The following is a 19,686-nucleotide window of genomic DNA, read 5'->3' as shown; positions in this document are numbered from 1 at the left end:
CAGCTGCTTTTCCGAAGCACCAAAGTCCTAGGCCGCGTCGTCGTGTTTGCCTTCGAGTTCTTCTTCGAGCTTTTCTAATTCAATTCACTAACCAATGCCGCGCTTATTTCCTGCCAAGGTTTCTTGGTGGCTTTTTGGCCCTATCCTGGCTCTTATCGTTGGCAGCGCTGTTGCCAACTTACTCTACGGTGCCCTTATGGGTGCGCTGGTGTGCTTGGCAGTAGCAGCTTTTGTGGCTTACGTGGTGCTCTACACCCGCTACGAGCTAACCGACAAGGCCACTTTACACATTCAATCGGGCCCATTTACGTGGCAGGTGCCGGTGCAGCAAATCACCCGCATTGTGCCCACCAACAACCCGCTCAGCTCGCCGGCCCCGTCGCTCGACCGACTGAAGATCAGCTACAACCAGTTCGGCCAAGTGATGATTTCGCCGCGCGACAAAGCGGAGTTCATCGCTGCCTTGCAGCAAATCAACCCCAGCATCCAGCTCGGTTAGAACAATGTAGCCCGGGCTTGGCTTCGCCAACCTAGGCAAGGTTTCTCAACCACCCTACCCCTTTTAGCTCTGACACAACTCTACGCTTTACTTCCATGATCGAACAATTATCCTTGGCAGTGCTGGTTATTGCCGGCCTGTTCCTGCTCGGCATCATCGCCATTGTGGTGAAGATGTACCAGAAAGCCGTGCAGGGCGAAGCCCTTGTGCGCACAGGCCTCGGCGACACCCGCGTGTCGTTTTCGGGCATCTTCGTTATACCAGTGCTGCACAAGCTCGAGGTGATGGATATCACCCTGAAAACCATCGTCATCAGCCGCAGCGGCAAGGAAGGCCTCGTCTGCAAAGACAACCTGCGCGCCGACGTGAAGGTGAACTTCTTTGTGCGCGTCAACAAAACCCAAGACGACGTGGTGCAGGTAGCCCAGAGCATCGGCACGCGCCGTGCTTCGGACCCCGCCGCGCTGGAGGCCTTGTTTGATGCCAAGTTCTCGGAAGCGCTGAAGACCGTAGGCAAGCAGTTCGACTTCATCGAGCTGTACAACTCCCGTGAGCAGTTCAAGCAGGAAATCCTGCGCATCATCGGCACCGACCTGAACGGTTACGTGCTCGACGACTGCGCCATCGACTACCTGGAGCAAACGCCGCTTACGTCGCTGAACCACGACAACATCTTGGACGCCGAGGGCATCAAGAAAATCATTGCCCTGACCTCGGAGCAGAAGATTCAGGCCAACGCTATTGAGCGGGAAACCCAGAAGACCATCAAGAAGCAGGACGTAGAAGCGCAGGAAACCATTCTGCAGCTGGAAAAGCAACTGACCGAAAACCAGGAAAAGCAGCGCCGCGAAATTGCCAGCATCAAGGCCCGCGAAGCCGCCGAAATTGCCAAGGTGCAGCAGGAAGAGCTGCTCAAATCGGAGCGCGCCCGCCTAGCTACCGAGGAGGAAGTAAAAGTGGCCGAGCAAAACCGCGACCGTCAGGTGCTGGTGGCCGAGCGCAACAAGCAACGTACCGACGCCGTGGAAACCGAGCGCGTGGCGCAGGCCCAGGCCCTGGAGGCCAACGAGCGGGAGCGTATTGTGGCGCTGGCCCAGATTGAAAAGGAAAAGGCGCTGGAAGAAGAGCGCAAGAATATTCAGGCCATCATCCGCGAGCGAATTGCCGTGGAAAAAGCCACCGTGCAGGAAGAAGAGCGCATTAAAGACACTCGCGCTCAGGCCGAAGCCGAACGCCTGAAGCTGGTGGCGCTTACCAAAGCCAAGCAGGAAACCGACGCGCAGACTATCAACTTCGTAGGCTCGGCCGACATGGAAAAGCAAGCCGCCGAGTTGCGCGCCAAGCAAGCCCTTATTGATGCCGAAGCCGAAAAAGCCTCGGCCGAGTTTAAGGCTCAAGCCATCCGCACATTGGCCGAAGCCGAGGCTTCGAAAGCCGCTGCCGTAGGCCTGGCCGAAGCGCAGGTGATGCAAGCCAAAGCCGTTGCCCGCCAGAAAGAAGGCGAAACCGAAGCCAACGTGCTGCAGCTTACCGCCTCGGCCGAAGCCCAGGCCATTCAGGCCAAAGCCACAGCGCAAGCCGAAGCCGATGAGAAACTGGGGGTGGTAGCTGCCAAAGTGAATCGCGAGAAGGCGATGGTAGAAGTGGAAGTAGTAGACGCCATGGCCGACGCTCAGCAGAAGAAAGGCCTGGCCGAAGTGCGCGTGAACGAAGAAAAGTTTGCGGTAGAGGCCAAAGGCATCGAAGCCAAAGCCGATGCCATGAAAAAGCTCGACGGCGTGGGCAAAGAGCACGAGGAGTTCAAGCTGCGCCTGGCCAAAGACCAAGCCGTGGAGCTGGCCGAAATCAGCATCCAGAAAGACATTGCGGCCGCGCAGTCGGGCGTTATTGCCGAGGCTCTGAAAGCCGCCAAAATCGACATCGTGGGCGGCGAAACCATGTTCTTCGACCAGATCATCGGCTCCATCACCAAGGGCAAGAGCATCGACCGTGCCGTGGGCAACTCCCAGGTGCTGACCACCGTGAAGGATACCTTCTTCCCGCTCGATGCCGCTGGAGGCGTAGACTTTAAAACCAACCTAACCAAGTTCGTTAATCAGTTCGGTCTGAGCTCGGATGATGTAAAGAACCTGAGCATCTCGGCCCTGCTGTTGCAGATGATGAACAAAGCCGGCGACGACGCCACCCGCAACACGATTACCCAACTAGCCGGCACCGCCAAAATGCTGGGTATTTCGGACAAGGTGGTGAGCACGCTGAATTAGGGGCCTCACCTCCTAGCCCCAGGGCAAACTAGCCTCTAATGCTAGGATTAGAGCTAGCTCCCCTCCTCAGATGAATTCCGCGACTGGAGCGGCGTGGGTTGGGGGTGGTTGACTGTTCGTTGAACGGCTTTTAAACCTAGTCTTTAATTCTAGCCTTTCAACCACCCCCAACCCACGCCGCTCCAGTCGCGGAATTCATCTGAGGAGGGGAGCTAGCCTTAGCACTAGCTCTAGCCTCTTCCTTTAAGCTAGCTCCAGCTTTTAGTACTGCCCGCACGGGCTGACCGATATGGAAACTACCGCCGCTCCTCAACTCGAAACCGGCACCTACGAAATCCTGCGCAACCGCCTTACCAAGGGCGGCACCGACCTGCGCATCCGCCTCGACAAGCTCAACACTGCCCGCAAGCAAGTTTTCGGAGCGCTGGACTGGGCTCTGCTCGGCACCGGGCGCATCACCACCGAGCACAACTGCGTGCCCATGGACATGGTGGCGCTCGGCGACAAGTTCCTGTTCGGGTTCAACGTGCTCCTAGGTCTCAAAACCGAGGTCGATTTGCATGATGTATTTGGCGTGTATGCATACCAACGGCCAGAGTTCCGCCCTGTGGGGCTTGACATCATTCGGGACAAGGGTTTTCTGGAGGAGCTGCGCAACTTGTACCGCTACTACAAAAATGCGCGCTTCGTGAAGTTTGCCCAGCGCGGCGAGCACCTGTTTATGGTGTTTCGGGTGGGCAAAACGGCTAATGATATCAAGACATTTAAGTGGCTGGTGCAGGGCGAGGCGCTGACGTACCTCGACAACCGCTCCGACCACGAGTACACCTTTCCGCCCCAGCACGAGTTCAGCTGGAAGCGTGCCACCCGCGACATGCAACGGGCTGGCAAGCACCCGCACATCAGCATCGAAGACAAAGTTTTTGTAGAGACGGTGGGCGGCGACCTTACCATCAAGGTCGAAGACAACACCAAGACGGGACAAGGTATTTACTCCGAGCCCGTCGACAACAAAGACCAGACCCTCGACGACGCCGAAATTCATTATGCGGTGGTGGGCCAGTTGGTACTGCTCAAGATTAGGCCGTACCAGGAGCAGCAGTTCCGCTACTTCCTCTACAACACCAAGTTGCGCCAGGCCCAACGCCTCGATGCCCTGGCCGACGCCTGCGTGCTCTTGCCCGACGGCCACGGCCTCATCTTCCCGCACGGCTATTACCTGCAAACCGGCGACGGCAAGCAGTTCGAAAACGTGCCGACCGAACTGGTGTTTGAGAAGCGTGTGGCCTCGCCCAACGGCGAGGATTTCCTGTACGTGTTCTTTCAGAAAGACAACGGCCTGTACCTGCTGCTGAGCTACAACCTGATCAGCCAGAAGGTGGCCGCGCCCATCGTGTGCCACGGCTACGCGCTGTTCGAGAACGGCGAACTGTGCTACTTCCGCGCCGACGAGGAGCCCAAAAAGCACCACGCCGTACAGATCTGGCAAACGCCCTACACCGCCCCCAACTTTCAGCTGCCTGCCGTGCAGGATGGTTACCTAGGGAAACTGGGCAACAAGGAAATTGTGCGGGCCATGGCCGAGGCCCAGGAGGTGCTCACGCTCATTGGCAAGGACGACTCTTACACCGGCCTGTACCTCGACCTGATCCGCCGCACCACTACACTCTCCGACTCGTACCATTGGCTGGCCGAGCCCGGCGCCGAGAAGCTGGCCGAGCCGCTGCAGGACATCCGCCAGGCTGCTACCTCGGCGGTAGAGGAATTTGATAAGGTGCAGCGCATTCGTCGCAGCACGCACGAGCAAACCCAGCAAGTGCTCGGCCGCGCCGCCGAATTGCGCGACTACATCAAGCGCACGGCCGATGCTACCGAGGTGCAGGAATACGTACAGCAACTGGCCAACTTGCGCCAAGTGCGCGGCGAGGTTATTTCGCTGAAAGAACTGCGCTACGTTGACGCCGCAGTCGTAGAGCGCACCGCCGAGGAGCTGCAAAGTTTGTCGCAGGAAGTTGCCCAGCGTACGGTCGACTTCTTGCTGCGCGACCATGCCCTGGCCCCTTACGCCGAGCGCGTGGCTGCCCTAGGTGCGGGCATCGAGCAGGTGCCCACGGTAACCGAAGCCAACCGCCTCGAGCAGAACATGAACGCCGTGGCCGCCGAGCTAGAGCTGCTGATTGAAGTAGTGGGCAACCTGCCCATTGCCGACCCCACGCAGACCACCCGCATCATCGACAACATCTCGGGGATTTACGCCGGCTTTAATCAGCTGCGGGCCGCCCTCAAGAAACGCCGCCAGGCCCTGGCCGGCACCGAGGCCCAAGCCGAGTTTGCTGCCCAGCTGAAGCTGCTCGAGCAGTCGTTGGTAAACTACCTCGACCTCTCCGACACGCCTGCCAAGTGCGACGAGTACCTCTCGCGCCTGATGGTGCAGTTGGAGGAGTTGGAGGGCAAGTTTCCGGAGTTCGACCAGTTTTTGAGTCAGCTGGCTACCCGCCGCGAAGAAGCTTACGAAGCCTTCGAGGCCCGCAAGCAAAGCCTGGTAGCCGCGCGCAACCAACGCGCCACGGCCCTGCTGCAATCGGCCGAGCGCATGCTGAAGGCAGTGCACAACCGCGTAGCCAAGCTCACGTCGGTGGCCGACATCAACGGCTACTTCGCGGCCGACGTGATGGTGGAGAAGGTGCGCCGCACCGTGGATGAGCTGCTGGCCCTAGGCGACGCCGTGAAGGCCGACGACTTACAATCGCGCCTGAAAACTGTGCGCGAAGACGCCGTGCGCCAGCTGAAAGACCGCGCCGATTTATTCGTGGACGGTGGCCAGGGCGTGCGCTTTGGCCCGCACACCTTCACGGTAAATACCCAACCGCTGGAGCTGACTCTGGTGCTGCGCGATGGGCAGCTGCATTACCACCTCACCGGCACCAACTTCTTCCGGCCCGTGGCCGATGCCGCCGTGGAGCAGGCCCGCCCGGTGTGGGAGCAAACGCTGCCCTCCGAAAACCACGACGTGTACCGCGCCGAGTTTCTGGCCTACCAGCTGCTCGCAGCCGCCCAGCATCCAGCACCGGCCGCTGAGGGTGCACCGGCCACGCTGCAGGTGGCGGAGCTGGAGCGCCTAGGTGCCACCGAGCTGCTGAGCTACGTGCAGCAGCACATGGCCCCGCGCTACGCCGAGGGCTACCTCAAAGGCGTACACGACCACGACGCGGCGCAAATCCTGGCTGCGCTTGTGCGCCTAACCCGCACCACCGGCCTGCTGCGCTACCCCACCGAAACCCGCGCCGCCGCCAGCCTGTACTGGCACCGCTTTGCCCCAGCCGATAAAAAAGCCCACTGGTTGCACCAGATTCGGGGCCTTGCCCTGTTGTTGCAGGTATTCCCTGGCGCGCTGGAAACCAGCAAGCTCGCCGCCGAGTTGCAGGCTGCCATCAGCCAGTTTGCGCAAGAAAGTGGCCTGTTTACCCAAGCCGAAGTGGCCGAAGCAGGCAACTACCTACTGCACGAGTTGATTCAGCAAGCCTCGGCTTCGGAAAACCGACAGTTGCCGGCAAGTATCAACCAAGGTGGTTTGGTTGAGGGGCGCGGCAGCATGGTGGTTGAGCAGTATCAACCCCGCGCTACCCCCTTCACCACCTCCGCCGAAGCCGCCGATCTGCACGATGCCTTCCTGAAGCAACTGAAGGACCGCCGCGCCACCGACACCTTCGAGGCTTCGGTAGCGGCCCTAGGTCAGCAACCCACGGCGCAGTACCAACTGGTACGGCAGTGGCTGCAGGCTTTCCTCAAGCAAGCCAACCACACCGCTTGGGTTGAGTACGGCGACGAGGCCGCCGCGCTTCTCGTTACGCGTAGCTACAACCCCGCGCAGGTGGTGCGCACGCCGCTTACGGAGGTGCTGCCCGGCCTGCGCGGTACGCACCCGCGCATCCAGGAAGACCACAGCTACGCGCTCAACTTCCCGCACTTCCGCCGCCGGCTGCACGACTACGTGCAGCACACGCAGCCGCAGTTCGAGCAGTTTGCCGAGCTGAAAAAGCAGCTGCTGGCCCAAGCCGCCGACGCCATGCGCCTCGACGACTTCCGCCCGCGCGTGCTCACCTCCTTTGTGCGCAACCGCCTCATCGACCAGGTGTACCTGCCGCTGATTGGAGCCAACTTGGCCAAGCAAATTGGTACCGCCGGCGAGAGCAAGCGCACCGACCTCATGGGTTTGCTGCTGCTTATTTCGCCGCCGGGCTACGGCAAAACCACGCTGCTCGAGTACGTGGCCAACCGCCTAGGTCTAATCTTCATGAAGATCAACGGGCCGGCCATCGGCCACGCCGTTACGAGCGTCGACCCGGCACAGGCGCCGAATGCCGGCGCGCGGCAGGAGCTGGAAAAGCTGAACCTGGCTTTCGAGATGGGCGACAACGTGATGATTTACGTCGACGACATACAGCACTGCCACCCCGAGTTTCTGCAGAAGTTTATCTCGCTTTGCGATGCACAGCGCAAGATTGAAGGCGTGTACCAGGGCCGCGCCCGCACCTACGATTTCCGCGGCCGCAAGGTGTGCGTGGTAATGGCCGGCAACCCCTACACCGAAACCGGCGACGTGTTTAAGCTGCCCGACATGCTCGCCAACCGCGCCGACATCTACAACCTCGGCGACATCCTGACGGCCGGCTCCGAAGAAGCCTTCCGCCTCTCCTACCTCGAAAACGCCCTCACCAGCAACGCCGCCCTAGGTCGCCTGGCCACCCAGGCGCCGCAGGACGTGCCCGCCCTCATTCGCCTCGCCGAAACCGGCCAAGCCGACGGCTTAACCTTCGAGGGCAACCACGCTCCCGAGGAGCTCAGCGAGTACGTGGCCGTGCTGCAAAAGCTGCTGCGCCTACGCGACGTGGTGGCCCGCGTAAACGCCGCCTACATTGCCAGCGCCGCCCAAGCCGACGCATACCGCACCGAGCCGCCGTTTAAGCTGCAGGGCTCGTACCGCAACATGAACAAACTGGCCGAAAAGGTGCGCCCGGTGATGAACGAGCAGGAAGTAGAGCAGTTGTTGGCCGCCCACTACGAAAGCGAAGCCCAAACCTTAACCAGCGCTGCCGAAGCCAACCTACTTAAGCTGCGCGAGCTGCTCGGCTGGCTCACGCCCGAGCAGCAGCAGCGCTGGCAGCAGATCAAGCAAACTTACCAAGACAACCTGCGCAACTCGCAAGCCGGGCAGGTGCTGCAGGTGCTCACTAAGCTCGAAGCCATTGCGGGCAACCTAAGCGGGATTCGGGAGGCCCTGAAAGGCCCATCCACTAACTAAAACTAAGGCTAGTTCCCCTCCTCAGATGAGGAGGGGTTAGGGGGTGGTTGAAAGCTTGCAGGCGATGTTCATTCTTACGTTATGCAACCGCATTCCTTCTATTGTCACATCCTTATGAGCTTAGGCCTATTTTCAACGAGCGCCTTCTAGTTATCCTCTTCAGCGCCGTGCCCATCATCTACGGCTTCGCGCTGCGGCAGCGTCACCAACGCCTCTGCCAGCACGGCCACTTCACCACTGGGCTCGTCGTCGACCACGACGAGGGCCCCATCGTGGAGTTTCACACCGAAGCCGGCCACCTAGTGCGCATCAAGCCCGAAACTGGCGGCAAGTCTTACTTTGCTCGCGGCGCGGTTGTCTCACTATACTACAACCCTGGAGATCCGCAGCACAACTTTGCCCTAGCCGACTACTACCTCCTAAATGCACGCCCGCTGGTGTTTATAGGTATTGGCATCATTCTAATACTGGCCGGCCTGTTTGCACCTATAGGATCTTAACCGCTGCTCGTTTTTCTGAGCAGCGGCCACGCCGTGGTCCGGTTCTGGACTCCGCAGTGCGAATAAGTAACCGCTCGTGCCGCTTACGGAACCGACGTACCTAGCTGCAAAGCCGGCGACACCGTGCGGGTGCGTTTCGACCCAGTCAACCCAAGCCACTTTACAATCAATACGGGCGGCTCCAGCGTCAACCTCTGGATTTCAATCCTAGGCGGCGTTGCCATATGTGTGTACGGACTACTCAAATACCTGAACCCTTGATGTAGCCACCCCTGCAAAAGCAACGACCCCGGCCATTGGCCGGGGTCGTTGCTTTTGCAGGGCGCCGAACGATTAATTGCCCGATTGCGCGTAGTGTTCGTCGATGGCTTTGCTCATGGCATCCTGAAAAGCCGCCAGCAGCTTGGTGCGCTCGGCATCGGGCATGCTTTGCAGCGCTTGCTCGATGGTGCTGCGGTACACGTGCGCCATAAACGCGGGGCCGTAGGAGGTGTAAAAGCCGTCGTGGACTTTGTTGAAGGCTTGTTTCTCGGCCGAGGAAATGGACAGCGACAACGCCAACCACTCCTTTGCGTTGTTGGCCAGGCTGTCTTGTAGGTCTTGATTCATATAAACGTTGATTTGAAAGCAGAAAAGGGAGTCGGCTAGTGCCGGCGGCGGAACGGCCGGTACACATAAGGCACAAAGGGGGGCACCACCTCGCCCTTGCCACCGTGCGCGCTGTAGAAGGCTTCGATGGCAGTTTCCAGGCCGGGGCGGTCGTGGAGCGTGGTGGTGGCAAAGACATCCTGGGCGGCCAGGGGTGCGGCCAGTGCGCTTAGGCGGCAGCTGGCTACGCCCAACGGATGCTCGATGAACAAGGAAGCCCCATCAAGGGCGCGGCACTCGTGCTGGTACCGCCAGGAAGTATCGAAGGCGCGGCGGCCGGCTAGGTCGTTTTGGTCGAGGGGCGCAAAGCCGAGGCTGCGCAGGTAAGTATCGGTCATGTCGATAGAAGAACTGCAGAAGGAGGAATACATCGGCCGGCCTGATGATGGGCCGCTCCGGTAATGGCCGCTACGCCATGCCAATACCGCCCCGAAAGGCAGCAGCGAAAAGATGCGGGGTGCTTGTCTCCTAGGTCGTGCGGCAGTACGGTTTCTTGCCACACCCTTCAGGATGATTGCAGCGGCGTTGGGATGGCGGCGCGCTAAACCGTAAAGTGCCTGTTGCCTACCTTGGCAAGGCTTGTTGGGGATGCAAAACCGGCAAAGCTGAGCAGGGCGCCGGGCGGGCCGTTCGCACTGCCCCAGTTTAGCCCTTATTTGCTCGGTTGCAACTCCCGATGCTGATACAAGAGCAAGCGGCTCCCGGTCAGTTAAGTTCAGCTAGTTACAACATATATTCTCGGCGGCCACTTCGTGGTGTGCCAGCGCAGGTGGTTTCGGGTTGGGCAAGGAGGCGCTCATGCCTGTGCTTCCGCAACAGAAGGGTCTGCCCTGGTGCGTTTACCTACCAGAAATTTTCGCTGGTGCAGGTACCACTACCGCCGAAGTTCTGATTCAAACGACCATCACTGGTGCAAGCCTCTCGGCGCTGTTAAGCGGCCGGGCCCTATCGCGCCCATCTTCTCATCTCGATCATTATATTAACAAATTCATATTCTTTTTAAACCTCCTATATTTTCCGTAAAATCTTATAGCCGCCAACCTCCTCTATCGTGAAGAAATTACTGCTGATTCTGCCGCTGCTGGTGGGCCTTGCCGCTTTTGCGGCCCACGCCCAGCGCCGGCCTGTTACCACCGTGTCCGAACTAACTGATTCGCTGGAGAGCATTATGCGCCGGCAGCACATGCCTGGGCTGCTGCTCACGTTGGTCGCGCGTGATTCCGTGCTTTTCGAAGGTGGGCTGGGCCTGGCCGACGTGGAAAACCGCAAGCCCGTCACGGCTCACACCCTGTTTCGGGTGGGCTCCGTTACCAAGAGCTTCGTGGCCGTGGGGCTGCTGCAGCTTGTGGAGCAGGGCAAGCTTCGCCTCGACGACGAAGTGCGCAAGCTGGCCCCCGAAATCCCCCTCGAAAACCCTTGGGAAGCCACCGACCCGGTGCGGGTGGTGCACCTGCTGGAGCATACCGCCGGCTTCGACGATATGCACCTGAACCACATCTACAACCCCACGGCCACCGACCCGCGCGGCCCCGCCGCCGTGCAGGTGTTTCGCGAGGAGCTGCGCTGCCGCTGGCGCCCCGGCGAACGGATGTCGTACTCCAACCCCGGCTACCAGCTGGCCGGCTACCTGCTCGAAAAGCTGAGCGGCCAACCCTACGAAACCTACCTGGCCGAGCGCGTGCTCCGTCCGTTGGGCATGCCCGAAGCCACCTTTGCGCTGCGCCCGGCTGCCCACCCCAAGCTGGCCCGCGGCTACGCATACGCCGAGGGCCGGTACCGGCGCGTGGAGGCTTTGCCCATTTACAGCGGCCCCGCCGGCTCGCTTAGCGCTTCGGCGGCCGATATGACGCGCTGGGTGCAATTTTTCCTGCGCGACTTCCGTCCCGCCAACGGCGCAGTGGTGCTGCAGCCAGACTTTCTACGCGAGATAGAAACCACCCATTCGTCGCTGGCCGCCCGGGCCGGCCTGCCCGCCGACTACGGCCTGGCTAACCACGTGATTAACCGGAAGGGAAAGGCTACGTTCCGGGGCCACGGCGGCGGCATCGGGGGCTTCTCTTCCACTTTTGCCTACAACCGCGAGCTGGGCCTGGGCTACGCCCTGTCGAACAACGGCGACCAAAGCACCAAGGCTCTCGATAAGCTGATTCAGGAGTTCTTGCTGCGCCAAGTATCCGCCCCCGCCGAGCCTGCCCCGGTTGCGCTGGATGCCGCTGCGGTGGCGCCCTTCCTAGGTCACTACGAAGGCGCGGCGCCGCGCAACGCTTTAACCGGCATCAACGGTTACCTGCTCGGCGACCGGCAGTTGATCCGGCAAGGCCAGCTGCTGCTGCTTAAGCCCTTGGTGGGCGCCGCCGACACGCTGCTGCCCACCGGCCCGCTTACGTTCCGCCTGCCGGGCCAGCGGGTGGCGTCCTTCGCCCTCACCCACGACCGCGACGGCCGCCGCGCTTTGGTTTCCTCCACGGGTTACTTCCTCGAAGCTAGCAACACCTGGTGGTGGGTGCGCCCCGCCCTGTTTGCGCTCAGCCTGCTGCTCATCGTAAGCAGCAGCCTGGCGGGCCTGGTGTGGCTGATTCTGGCCTTGCGCCGCTTGGTGCCCCGCGGCCAAGTGCTGCCCCGGCTGCTGCCGTTGCTCGCCACCGTGGCCCTTGTCGCTACGTTCGCGGCCTTTGCGTACCTCGCCGACCACCTCTGGCTGAGCGGCACCCCGCAGCCCGCCCCCGTGCTGGCCAGCCTGGGGCCGCTGGCTTTTGCCGTTTTCACCCTGGCCGGCCTGCTGCTCACGGTGCTCCGCTTCCAGCAGTTCCGCAGCCGCCCGGTGGCCTGGTTCCTGTTGTTCACTTACGCCTCCCTGGGTTGGCTAGCCTATGCCCTTGCCGCGCATGGCTGGCTGAGCCTACGCCTGTGGACGGTGTAGGTATTTCGGACACTGGCTAACCCCGAGACCTTGCCGAAAGGCCGAGGCCCTAGGTCTTTAACCCGCCGGGGCATACAGCGTCCCGTCCAACCGGCCCCAGCAACAGAGTGAAAATTTAAGCTTAGGTCATGCTGAGCTTGTCGAAGCATCTCTACCGCTTCGTTGAAGGATATGCTAAGCCCCGTCGAATTGTCTCGCCCGCTTAATTAGCGCGATGTAACGAAGACTTAAGTCCGCGTTCACAGATAGCAACTTCTTATTGTACGAGGTTACTATCCAACATCAGCGGTAGAGATGCTTCTGCTTCGCTCAGCATGACGTTCTTATATAAGTAGCCCTATAATGGTAGGAGCCTTCGGCTTGCCCCGCAAGATGATAGATAGGAGGCAACGATTGGTCAACCACCCCCAGCCCCTCCTCAGCTGAGGTGGGGAGCTAGCCTGTAGTCTTAGTTGTAGCTCTGGTAGTGGCACGCTTCGGGTTAAGCTGCGTGGCATTCCAAGCAAATAGCACCTAGGGGCAGCATTAAGGCGTTGTGTGCCTGACTTAGAAAACCCACAATCCTCCCAGGCGTGCCGCGTTGCCCCGACAGCTGCTTGCTAGGGCGCTTGCTTTTCCTGCTTTCCTGTACTTTAGCCTAGGCTGGCCTTAATGCCGGCCTCACTCCTATGCCCGATTTCCGACCTTTCCCCACTCGCCTGCTGCTAGCCGGCTCCCTCCTTACCCTACAGCTTACGGCTGTCGTGCCTATGTCCAGCTCGGCCCAAACTACCCAACCTACCGCCTCAGCCACCACGTCAGCAAATCCGCTGCTGGCGGGCTGGGCGGGCCCCTACGGCGGCGTACCGCCCTTCGACAAGGTGAAGGTGGAACACTTTAAGCCCGCCCTCGAAGGTGCTATGGCCGAAAACCTGCGCGAGATTCAGGCCATTGCCGATAACAAGCAACCCGCCACCTTCGACAACACCATTGCCGCCCTGGAGCGCGCCGGCCAGCGCCTCGATGAAGTGCAGACGGTTTACGGCATTTGGTCGGGCACGCTCAGCACGCCCGAGGTGCAGGCCGTGCAGCGCGAAATGGCCCCGAAGCTGGCCGCGTTCAGCGACCAGATCAACCAGAACGCAGCCTTGTTTAAGCGCATTGAGGCGGTTTATAACTCGCCCGACAAGAAGAAGCTGACACCCGAGCAGCAGCGCCTTACCTGGGTGTACTACAACAACTTTGTGCGAGCCGGTGCCAAGCTCGACGCCACCGCCAAAACCCGCCTCTCCAAAATCAACCAGGAGCTGGCCAACCTCTACACCCGCTTTTCGCAGAACCTGCTGGCCGACGAGACCGACTCGGTGCTGGTGCTGAAAACTGCGGCCGACCTAGGGGGCCTGCCCGCTTCGCTGCAAACCGACGCGGCCAACGCCGCCGCGGCGCGCAAAATTCAGGGCGCGGGCCTCATCGTGAACACCCGCTCCTCGGTGGAGCCGTTCCTGACTTACTCCGACCAGCGCAAGCTGCGCGAGAAGGCCTGGCGCATGTTCTACAACCGCGGCGACAACGGCGGAGCCCGCGACAACAACGCCCTCATTTCGCAGATTTTGCCGCTGCGGGCCGAGCGCTCCAAGCTGCTGGGCTACAAAACCTACGCCCACTGGCGCCTCGACAACACCATGGCTAAAACGCCCGAAGCCGCCATGAAGCTGATGGAGGACGTGTGGAAGCCCGCCGTGGCTCGCGTGCGCGAGGAAGTAGCCGATATGCAAGCCGTAGCCAACAAAGAGGGCGCCAACATCACGATTGAGCCCTGGGACTACCGCTACTACGCCGAGAAAGTGCGCAAAGCCCGCTACGACCTCGACCAGAACGAGGTGCAGCAATACCTGCAGCTCGATAAAATGCGCGAGGGCATGTTTTGGGTGGCCGGCGAGCTGTTCAACTTCACCTTCGTGCCCGTGAGCAACGTGCCCGTGTACCACCCCGATGTGAAAGTGTGGGAGGTGAAAGACAAGACCTCGGGCAAGCACGTAGGCCTGTGGTACTTCGACCCGTACGCCCGCCCCGGCAAACGCTCGGGCGCCTGGATGAACGCCTACCGCAAGCAGGAGCGCCTCGACGGCGAGGTTACCACCATCGTATCGAACAACTCGAACTTTGTGAAGGGCAAGGACGGCGAACCGACGCTGATTTCCTGGACCGACGCCAGCACCTTGTTCCACGAGTTCGGCCACGCCCTGCACGGCCTGTCGTCGAACGTTACGTACCCTTCGCTCTCGGGCACCAGCGTGCTGCGCGACTACGTGGAGTTTCCCTCGCAGATCCTCGAGAACTGGCTGCCCACCCCGCAGGTGCTGCAGCGCTTTGCCCTGCACTACAAAACCGGCAAGCCCATTCCGCAGGAGCTCGTCGACCGCATTGAAAAGGCCTCGACCTTTAACCAAGGCTTTGAAACCACGGAGTTCCTGGGCAGCGCCCTCATCGACATGAAGCTGCACCTGGCTGGCGACCAGAAGATTGACCCCGACAAGTTTGAGCGCGAAACCCTGGCCGAGCTAGGCATGCCCAAGGAGATTGTGATGCGCCACCGCACGCCGCAGTTTGGCCACGTGTTTTCGGGCGAAGGCTACGCGGCCGGCTACTACGGCTACCTCTGGTCGCAGGTGCTGGCGGCCGACGGCTTCAGCGCTTTCACCGAAGCTGGTGGCGCCTACGACAAAGCCGTGGGCCAGCGCCTGACCAAGCACGTGTTCTCGGTAGGCAACACCGTTGACCCCGCCGAAGCCTACCGCAAGTTCCGCGGCCGCGACCCGAAAGTGGATGCGCTGATGAAGGAACGCGGCTTCCCGGCCACCACGGCCAAGCCCAGCAACAAAAAGCCGGCGCCGAAAACCAGCAACAAGAAGGCTTAGCGGTGCAGAGCTAGTACAAAACAAAAATCCCGGCAGCTTCACTGCCGGGATTTTTGTTTTTAAGACGTACAGGTTGATTATTACATTAATAAACTTCCACCATACAGGAGCTCGTGGGCTAAAAAAGCCCTGAACCTCTAACAGCACTTAGGAGGCTTCCACATCTATGATTCAGTTTGATGATACTCTGATAGTCCAAATTATTGCCATTGTAGTCGGCGCTATCGTTTTCTTTTGGGCATTAAATGAGTACCGCCTAACGCGCTTCATCATGCAGCACGGCGAAGAAGCTGAAGGCAGAGTGATTTCCCTAATTCCAATTAGAGACGAGGAGTATCCCGATTCACACGAGCCAATTGGCTACCAGCCCTTGATCCAGTTTGTGACGCTAGAAGAAGTTGTGATGACAGTTCATTATGAATCTAGCAGCCTTACACAATGGCAAATAGACCAACGATTGATGCTGCGATATCTAGTAGATAAGCCGCAGGAATTTCGATTGGTGGCACACAAAGAGAAAGTAGAGGATTGGCTCTTAAGCTTCATGTTAGTTGGTGCTGCAGCAATATTATTTAGTGTTTCAGCTTGGTTCTTATAGTCATATAAACTTATAAGACACCCCATTATCAAAACACTACCTAATAAACATGTACTCCAAATGATAGTACTACCAAACAATGACTATCTATTTATTATGTCATTCAAGCTAATTCCTGGCACATGTTGTCAATAACTTCCTACGAGATGATGGTAGCTTAAGTCGAATTCTGAAAAGTATAACTCGTTTCTAGCAAATGGATGTTTATAAAACCAATGTGGAGCCACATGAATGTTAGAAGGGAACACATTTGTAACCAGCACACCACTCTCTCTGGTTAATTGAGGACCTCTGGCAGATAGAAAGACTCCATCCTTCTCAAATTTCCACTTTCCTTCACATGCTCCTGGATCAGCCGAGTAGATAACTGTTGGAGAACCAAGTAGAGCAAATTCAACTCCTTCTCTTGAAACACCTTTTGTACTTAAGGCATTAATACATATTAAATAAGGTTTATCCAACTCTCCATATCGAGTTGCTTTCTTCCTGATAGATGTCCGAATTGAATCCTCTGGACCACCCCAAAAAGTCTGCATTGGGTAAACTCCAATTGACCCTTCACCTTTGATAGCCTTTTTGGACTGAGGCAGTAAATCTATTACAACACGTACATCATCATTATCTATAACAATATCACCAATAACAGAACCAAGCTCATCGTTTTCTTTGCTATTCATTGGCATAGGCAAACAGCCAGAAGCGAATTCTTCAATCTTTAGTTTGATTGCACGAGCTATACTCTTTCCACTTGGCTGAGCTGCACTCTTTATTGTAAGTTCTTTTATGACCAACCAAAAGTCAGAAATAATTAGCCTATTGATTGCATCAAGAATAGCGCTTTCTCTCTTCGATGAAGCTACTTCACTTTCGGTAACGTAATTAGCTTCTTTAACCTCAATATAAAATTCAAAATCGTTTTTCACAGCCAGGAAGTCTGGCCTTTTTGATGTTCCTTTAACTATTGGATGAGGCACTAAATCAAAGCCTTGCTTTTTGAATATTTGACAGATAAACAATTCAAAGAAAGCAGAAGAGAAGGTCTTTCGAAACCGTCTGCTTAACTCAAACTTTTCACTATCCGGATAATCATTAAACTATAAGTTTATAGTCTCTCTTATCGAGGCAAACTCAGGCAGAGCAGTTCTGTCATAGAAGTCATATGTATCATCCAAGTGCTGCGCAAAGCTCATATCAGTTCTAATCTTATCATCAAATATCCAATTCACCATAACTCAAGCATCAGAACCTCTGCTCTGACATACTGATAAAATGTAAAACCATTGAAGAATTAACTCAAAGTAATATGAACCAAATAGTCAGCGCAACATTAGCATTACGCTGACTATTAGGTTCATAAACAATTTGTATCTAACCATTTACCTCTGCCGCGCCGCCCAAGCATCCATCGTCTTTTCGGCAATGGCTAGGGGCATGGCGGCGTTGGCCAGCAGCTCGTCGTGGAAGGCGCTGAGCTTGAACTTCGGGCCGAGCTGCTTTTGGTACTTGCTGCGCAGGCCGAGGATGTGCATCTGGCCGGTTTTGTAGGAAAGCGCCTGGCCGGGCATGGCCATGTACCGCTCGATTTCGGCCGTGGCGCCCTGCTCGTCGATGGAGCGGTTTTCGCGCATGTACTGAATGGCCTGTTCGCGCGTCATGCCTTTGTGGTGCATGCCCACATCCACCACCAGCCGGATGGCGCGGTGCATTTCGGTGTTCAGGGCACCCATGCGCTGGTAGGGGTCGGTGTACACGCCTAGGTCTTGGCCGAGGCTCTCCACGTACAGGGCCCAGCCTTCGCTAAAGGCGCTGTACCCGTTGAAGCGACGGAACTTGGGCAGGGCGGTGTTTTCCTGCTGCAGGGAAATTTGGTAGTGGTGGCCGGGTATGGCTTCGTGCAGGAAAAGCGCATCCATGCCGCGCGTTACGTTGTACTTGGTAGCATCCACGATGGGCACGTAGAAGATGCCGGGGCGCGAGCCGTCGGGCAGGCCGCGGTTGTACTGCGCCGAGGCAGTGGCCGCCCGGAAGGCTTCCGTCTGGCGCACCTCGAAGCCGGTTTTGGGCACGCGGCCAAACATCTTCTTCAGGTTCGGATCAATCCGGGCCTGAATGCCGCGGTACACGTTCAGCACTTCTTCGGGCGTTTTGAAGGGCATGAACTTGGGGTCGGTGTTCAGGTAGGTGAAGAAGGCCTGCAGGTCGCCCTTGAAGCCCACCTCGTTTTTGATCTTCTCCATCTCCTGCCGAATGCGCTTTACCTCGGCAAGGCCGGTTTGGTAAATCTGGTCGGGGGTGCGGTCGGTGGTGGTCCAGTACTTCACGGCGTAGCGGTACATGCCCTCGCCGCCGGGCACCGCCGAAATGCCGGTGGTGGTGCGGGCCTTGGGCAGGTACTCGTTTTTCAGGAAGTCGTGCAGCTTTTGGTAGGTGGGCACCACCTGCTGGCTGATGGCCTGCTGGTAGGCGGCCGTGAGGCGCTGCTGATCGGCGGCCGAAACCGCGGCCGGAAACTTGGTTACGGGCCCGTAGAAGATGCTCTTGCTGGCATCGGCAGTAACCATGGCCTGCAGCTGGGGCAGCATCTTCTCGACCAAGGGCCTGGGCAGCACCACGCCGGCGCGCATGCCGCGGCGCATGTTGCTGATGGCGGTATCGGCCCACACGGGGTAGGCGCGCACGCGGCCGAGCCAGTTGTCGTAGTCCTGAGTGGTTTTGAAGGGCTGGTTGCCGGTGCCCGCGCCGTACTGCGCCAGCGAAATAGGCAGGCCGTTGAACTGCGAGAAGGGCATCATCCAGGAGAGCTGCTTCAGGCCCTCGAGGCGCATTTGCATTTCGTAGCGGAAGATGTCGTAGCTCACCTGGTCGACCGTGGAGAGCTTGGCCCGGTCGAACTTCTTCAGCTCGTCGAGGTACTGCTGAAAGAACTGGCGCTGGGCTTCGCGGTAGGCCTGGGTGCCGTCGTTGGGCAGCAGATCGTTGTAGCGGTTGTCGCCCTGCGCGGTGGCTTCGAGCGGGAACAGCTGGGCGCGCTCGTCCCAGTACTTCTCGAACATGCTCGCCAGCTGCGGCGAATCGGCCGCCACGGGCGCGGCGCGGTGGCTCATCAGCGTACCAAGCAAGGCAGTGGCCAACGCAGCCGACAGGAAAAGGTGCTTCACGGAGGTGGAAATGCTGTAGTGTGGAGGAGCCTAAATGTAACGCGGTTTAGGCGATGAACGCACAGCTGTGTTGGCGCTTTGGTTGGGTTGATGACCTAGGGGTAAGAGCTACAGGCTAGGGCTAGAGCTAAGGTTGCTGCTAGGATTAAGGTTAGGGTTGAACCTAGAGTTAAGTCTGCAGGCATGGCAAGCTATGATGAAGGCTAAGGTTAGGGTAAATTAAGTATAAGGATAAAGCTAGTTCCCCTCCTCAGATGAGGAGGGGTTAGGGGTGGTTGACCCTGACGTATGAACGACGTTTAGCCTAGCTCTTAACGCTAGCTTTCAACCACCCCTAACCCCTCCTCATCTGAGGAGGGGAACTAGTCGCTAGCTCCTTCGCTGTTTAGCTCTAACTATAAGCAAACTATGGCTACCGAACATCTGCATAACCTACCTCATCGAAAGCAACACCGCCGCGACCTGCGGAACAACGCTACCCCTGCCGAGGCTACTCTGTGGCGCTGCCTGCGCAACAGCCAGCTGCGAGGGCGCAAGTTCCGGCGCCAGCACAGCATAGGGCCGTACATCGTCGATTTCTACTGCCCCGCTGAACAGCTGGTGGTAGAGCTGGACGGGGCCGGGCATTTCACTGTGAGCGGTGAAGCGCATGATGTGGCCCGTACGGCTTACCTGCAGGGCTTGGGGCTGCGCGTGTTGCGGTTCGAGAATGCAACGGTGATGCATCAGGTGGAGAATGTATTGGCGGCTATTGAGGCTGTGTTTGTTAGCAACGAGCATCAACCACCCCTAGCCCACGCCGCTCCAGGCGCGGAATTCATCTGAGGAGGGGAACTAGCGCTTAGCTCCTGGTTCTAACCTTAACCCTAGGTCAAGGAGCATCATTTTACCGAGGGCTGC

General features: G+C 58.5%; 12 protein-coding genes. 8 read left to right on the top strand and 4 right to left on the bottom strand.

What is annotated here, in order from left to right; translation table 11 throughout:
* Positions 1–94: 94 nt before the first annotated feature.
* From ASU33_RS08655 to ASU33_RS08640, 4 genes are all read left to right on the top strand, one after another.
* Positions 95–499: a PH domain-containing protein gene (locus tag ASU33_RS08655; protein WP_059070229.1), complete on the top strand. Its 405-nt coding sequence runs from the start codon at positions 95–97 to the stop codon at positions 497–499.
* Between the two features lie 95 nt (positions 500–594).
* Positions 595–2,763, top strand: coding sequence for a hypothetical protein (locus ASU33_RS08650; protein WP_059070227.1), 2,169 nt, complete (start codon positions 595–597; stop codon positions 2,761–2,763).
* A 289-nt stretch (positions 2,764–3,052) separates the two neighbouring features.
* Positions 3,053–8,065, top strand: a complete 5,013-nt coding sequence (locus ASU33_RS08645) for a DNA repair ATPase (protein WP_059070224.1) — start codon at positions 3,053–3,055, stop codon at positions 8,063–8,065.
* Between the two features lie 167 nt (positions 8,066–8,232).
* Positions 8,233–8,565 carry a DUF3592 domain-containing protein gene (locus ASU33_RS08640; RefSeq protein WP_059070222.1) on the top strand — a complete coding sequence of 111 codons (333 nt, stop codon included), beginning with the start codon at positions 8,233–8,235 and terminating at the stop codon, positions 8,563–8,565.
* A gap of 333 nt (positions 8,566–8,898) precedes the next feature.
* On the opposite strand, the gene ASU33_RS08635 is transcribed toward ASU33_RS08640, so the two are convergent.
* The gene (locus tag ASU33_RS08635) at positions 8,899–9,174 is read right to left on the bottom strand and encodes a hypothetical protein (RefSeq protein ID WP_059070220.1); all 276 of its coding nucleotides are present in this window, start codon (positions 9,172–9,174) and stop codon (positions 8,899–8,901) included.
* 35 nt (positions 9,175–9,209) lie between these two features.
* A complete protein-coding gene (locus tag ASU33_RS08630; RefSeq protein ID WP_059070218.1) occupies positions 9,210–9,551 on the bottom strand; it encodes a hypothetical protein in 342 nt (113 codons plus the stop codon).
* A gap of 713 nt (positions 9,552–10,264) precedes the next feature.
* Between ASU33_RS08630 and ASU33_RS08625 the strand changes: the two genes are divergently transcribed.
* The 3 genes from ASU33_RS08625 to ASU33_RS08615 all read left to right on the top strand — a co-directional run bounded on the left by ASU33_RS08625 (position 10,265) and on the right by ASU33_RS08615 (position 15,628).
* Positions 10,265–12,133 carry a serine hydrolase domain-containing protein gene (locus ASU33_RS08625; RefSeq protein WP_059070216.1) on the top strand — a complete coding sequence of 623 codons (1,869 nt, stop codon included), beginning with the start codon at positions 10,265–10,267 and terminating at the stop codon, positions 12,131–12,133.
* 668 nt (positions 12,134–12,801) lie between these two features.
* Positions 12,802–15,030 carry a M3 family metallopeptidase gene (locus ASU33_RS08620; RefSeq protein WP_286130443.1) on the top strand — a complete coding sequence of 743 codons (2,229 nt, stop codon included), beginning with the start codon at positions 12,802–12,804 and terminating at the stop codon, positions 15,028–15,030.
* 166 nt (positions 15,031–15,196) lie between these two features.
* Positions 15,197–15,628: a DUF3592 domain-containing protein gene (locus ASU33_RS08615; RefSeq protein WP_059070214.1), complete on the top strand. Its 432-nt coding sequence runs from the start codon at positions 15,197–15,199 to the stop codon at positions 15,626–15,628.
* A 128-nt stretch (positions 15,629–15,756) separates the two neighbouring features.
* Here the strand turns inward: ASU33_RS08615 and ASU33_RS21230 are convergent, their stop codons facing one another.
* Together ASU33_RS21230 and ASU33_RS08610 are read right to left on the bottom strand one after the other, a co-directional pair.
* Positions 15,757–16,644 (bottom strand): hypothetical protein, encoded by an 888-nt coding sequence (locus ASU33_RS21230; protein ID WP_149867115.1) that lies wholly within the window; start codon positions 16,642–16,644, stop codon positions 15,757–15,759.
* A 360-nt stretch (positions 16,645–17,004) separates the two neighbouring features.
* Entirely contained in the window at positions 17,005–18,786 is a 1,782-nt protein-coding gene (locus tag ASU33_RS08610) for a DUF885 domain-containing protein (protein ID WP_286130442.1), read from the bottom strand.
* Positions 18,787–19,194: 408 nt separating this feature from the next.
* On the opposite strand from ASU33_RS08610, the gene ASU33_RS08605 reads away from it, so the two are divergent.
* Entirely contained in the window at positions 19,195–19,611 is a 417-nt protein-coding gene (locus ASU33_RS08605) for an endonuclease domain-containing protein (RefSeq protein ID WP_059070212.1), read from the top strand.
* Positions 19,612–19,686 lie beyond the last annotated feature (75 nt).

Source organism: Solirubrum puertoriconensis (assembly GCF_001483135.1).
In the GTDB taxonomy this organism is placed as follows: domain Bacteria; phylum Bacteroidota; class Bacteroidia; order Cytophagales; family Hymenobacteraceae; genus Solirubrum; species Solirubrum puertoriconensis.
Note: the sequence above shows the minus strand (reverse complement) of the source record. Positions and strands in the feature narration are given on the sequence as shown.

Bases quoted from the DNA above. Each gene is read 5' to 3' on its own strand.
- ASU33_RS08655 (WP_059070229.1), top strand. From the start codon at position 95: ATGCCGCGCTTATTTCCTGCCAAGGTTTCTTGGTGGCTTTTTGGCCCT.
- ASU33_RS08650 (WP_059070227.1), top strand. From the start codon at position 595: ATGATCGAACAATTATCCTTGGCAGTGCTGGTTATTGCCGGCCTGTTC.
- ASU33_RS08645 (WP_059070224.1), top strand. From the start codon at position 3,053: ATGGAAACTACCGCCGCTCCTCAACTCGAAACCGGCACCTACGAAATC.
- ASU33_RS08635 (WP_059070220.1), bottom strand. From the start codon at position 9,174: ATGAATCAAGACCTACAAGACAGCCTGGCCAACAACGCAAAGGAGTGG.
- ASU33_RS08630 (WP_059070218.1), bottom strand. From the start codon at position 9,551: ATGACCGATACTTACCTGCGCAGCCTCGGCTTTGCGCCCCTCGACCAA.
- ASU33_RS08620 (WP_286130443.1), top strand. From the start codon at position 12,802: ATGCCCGATTTCCGACCTTTCCCCACTCGCCTGCTGCTAGCCGGCTCC.
- ASU33_RS08615 (WP_059070214.1), top strand. From the start codon at position 15,197: ATGATTCAGTTTGATGATACTCTGATAGTCCAAATTATTGCCATTGTA.
- ASU33_RS08605 (WP_059070212.1), top strand. From the start codon at position 19,195: ATGGCTACCGAACATCTGCATAACCTACCTCATCGAAAGCAACACCGC.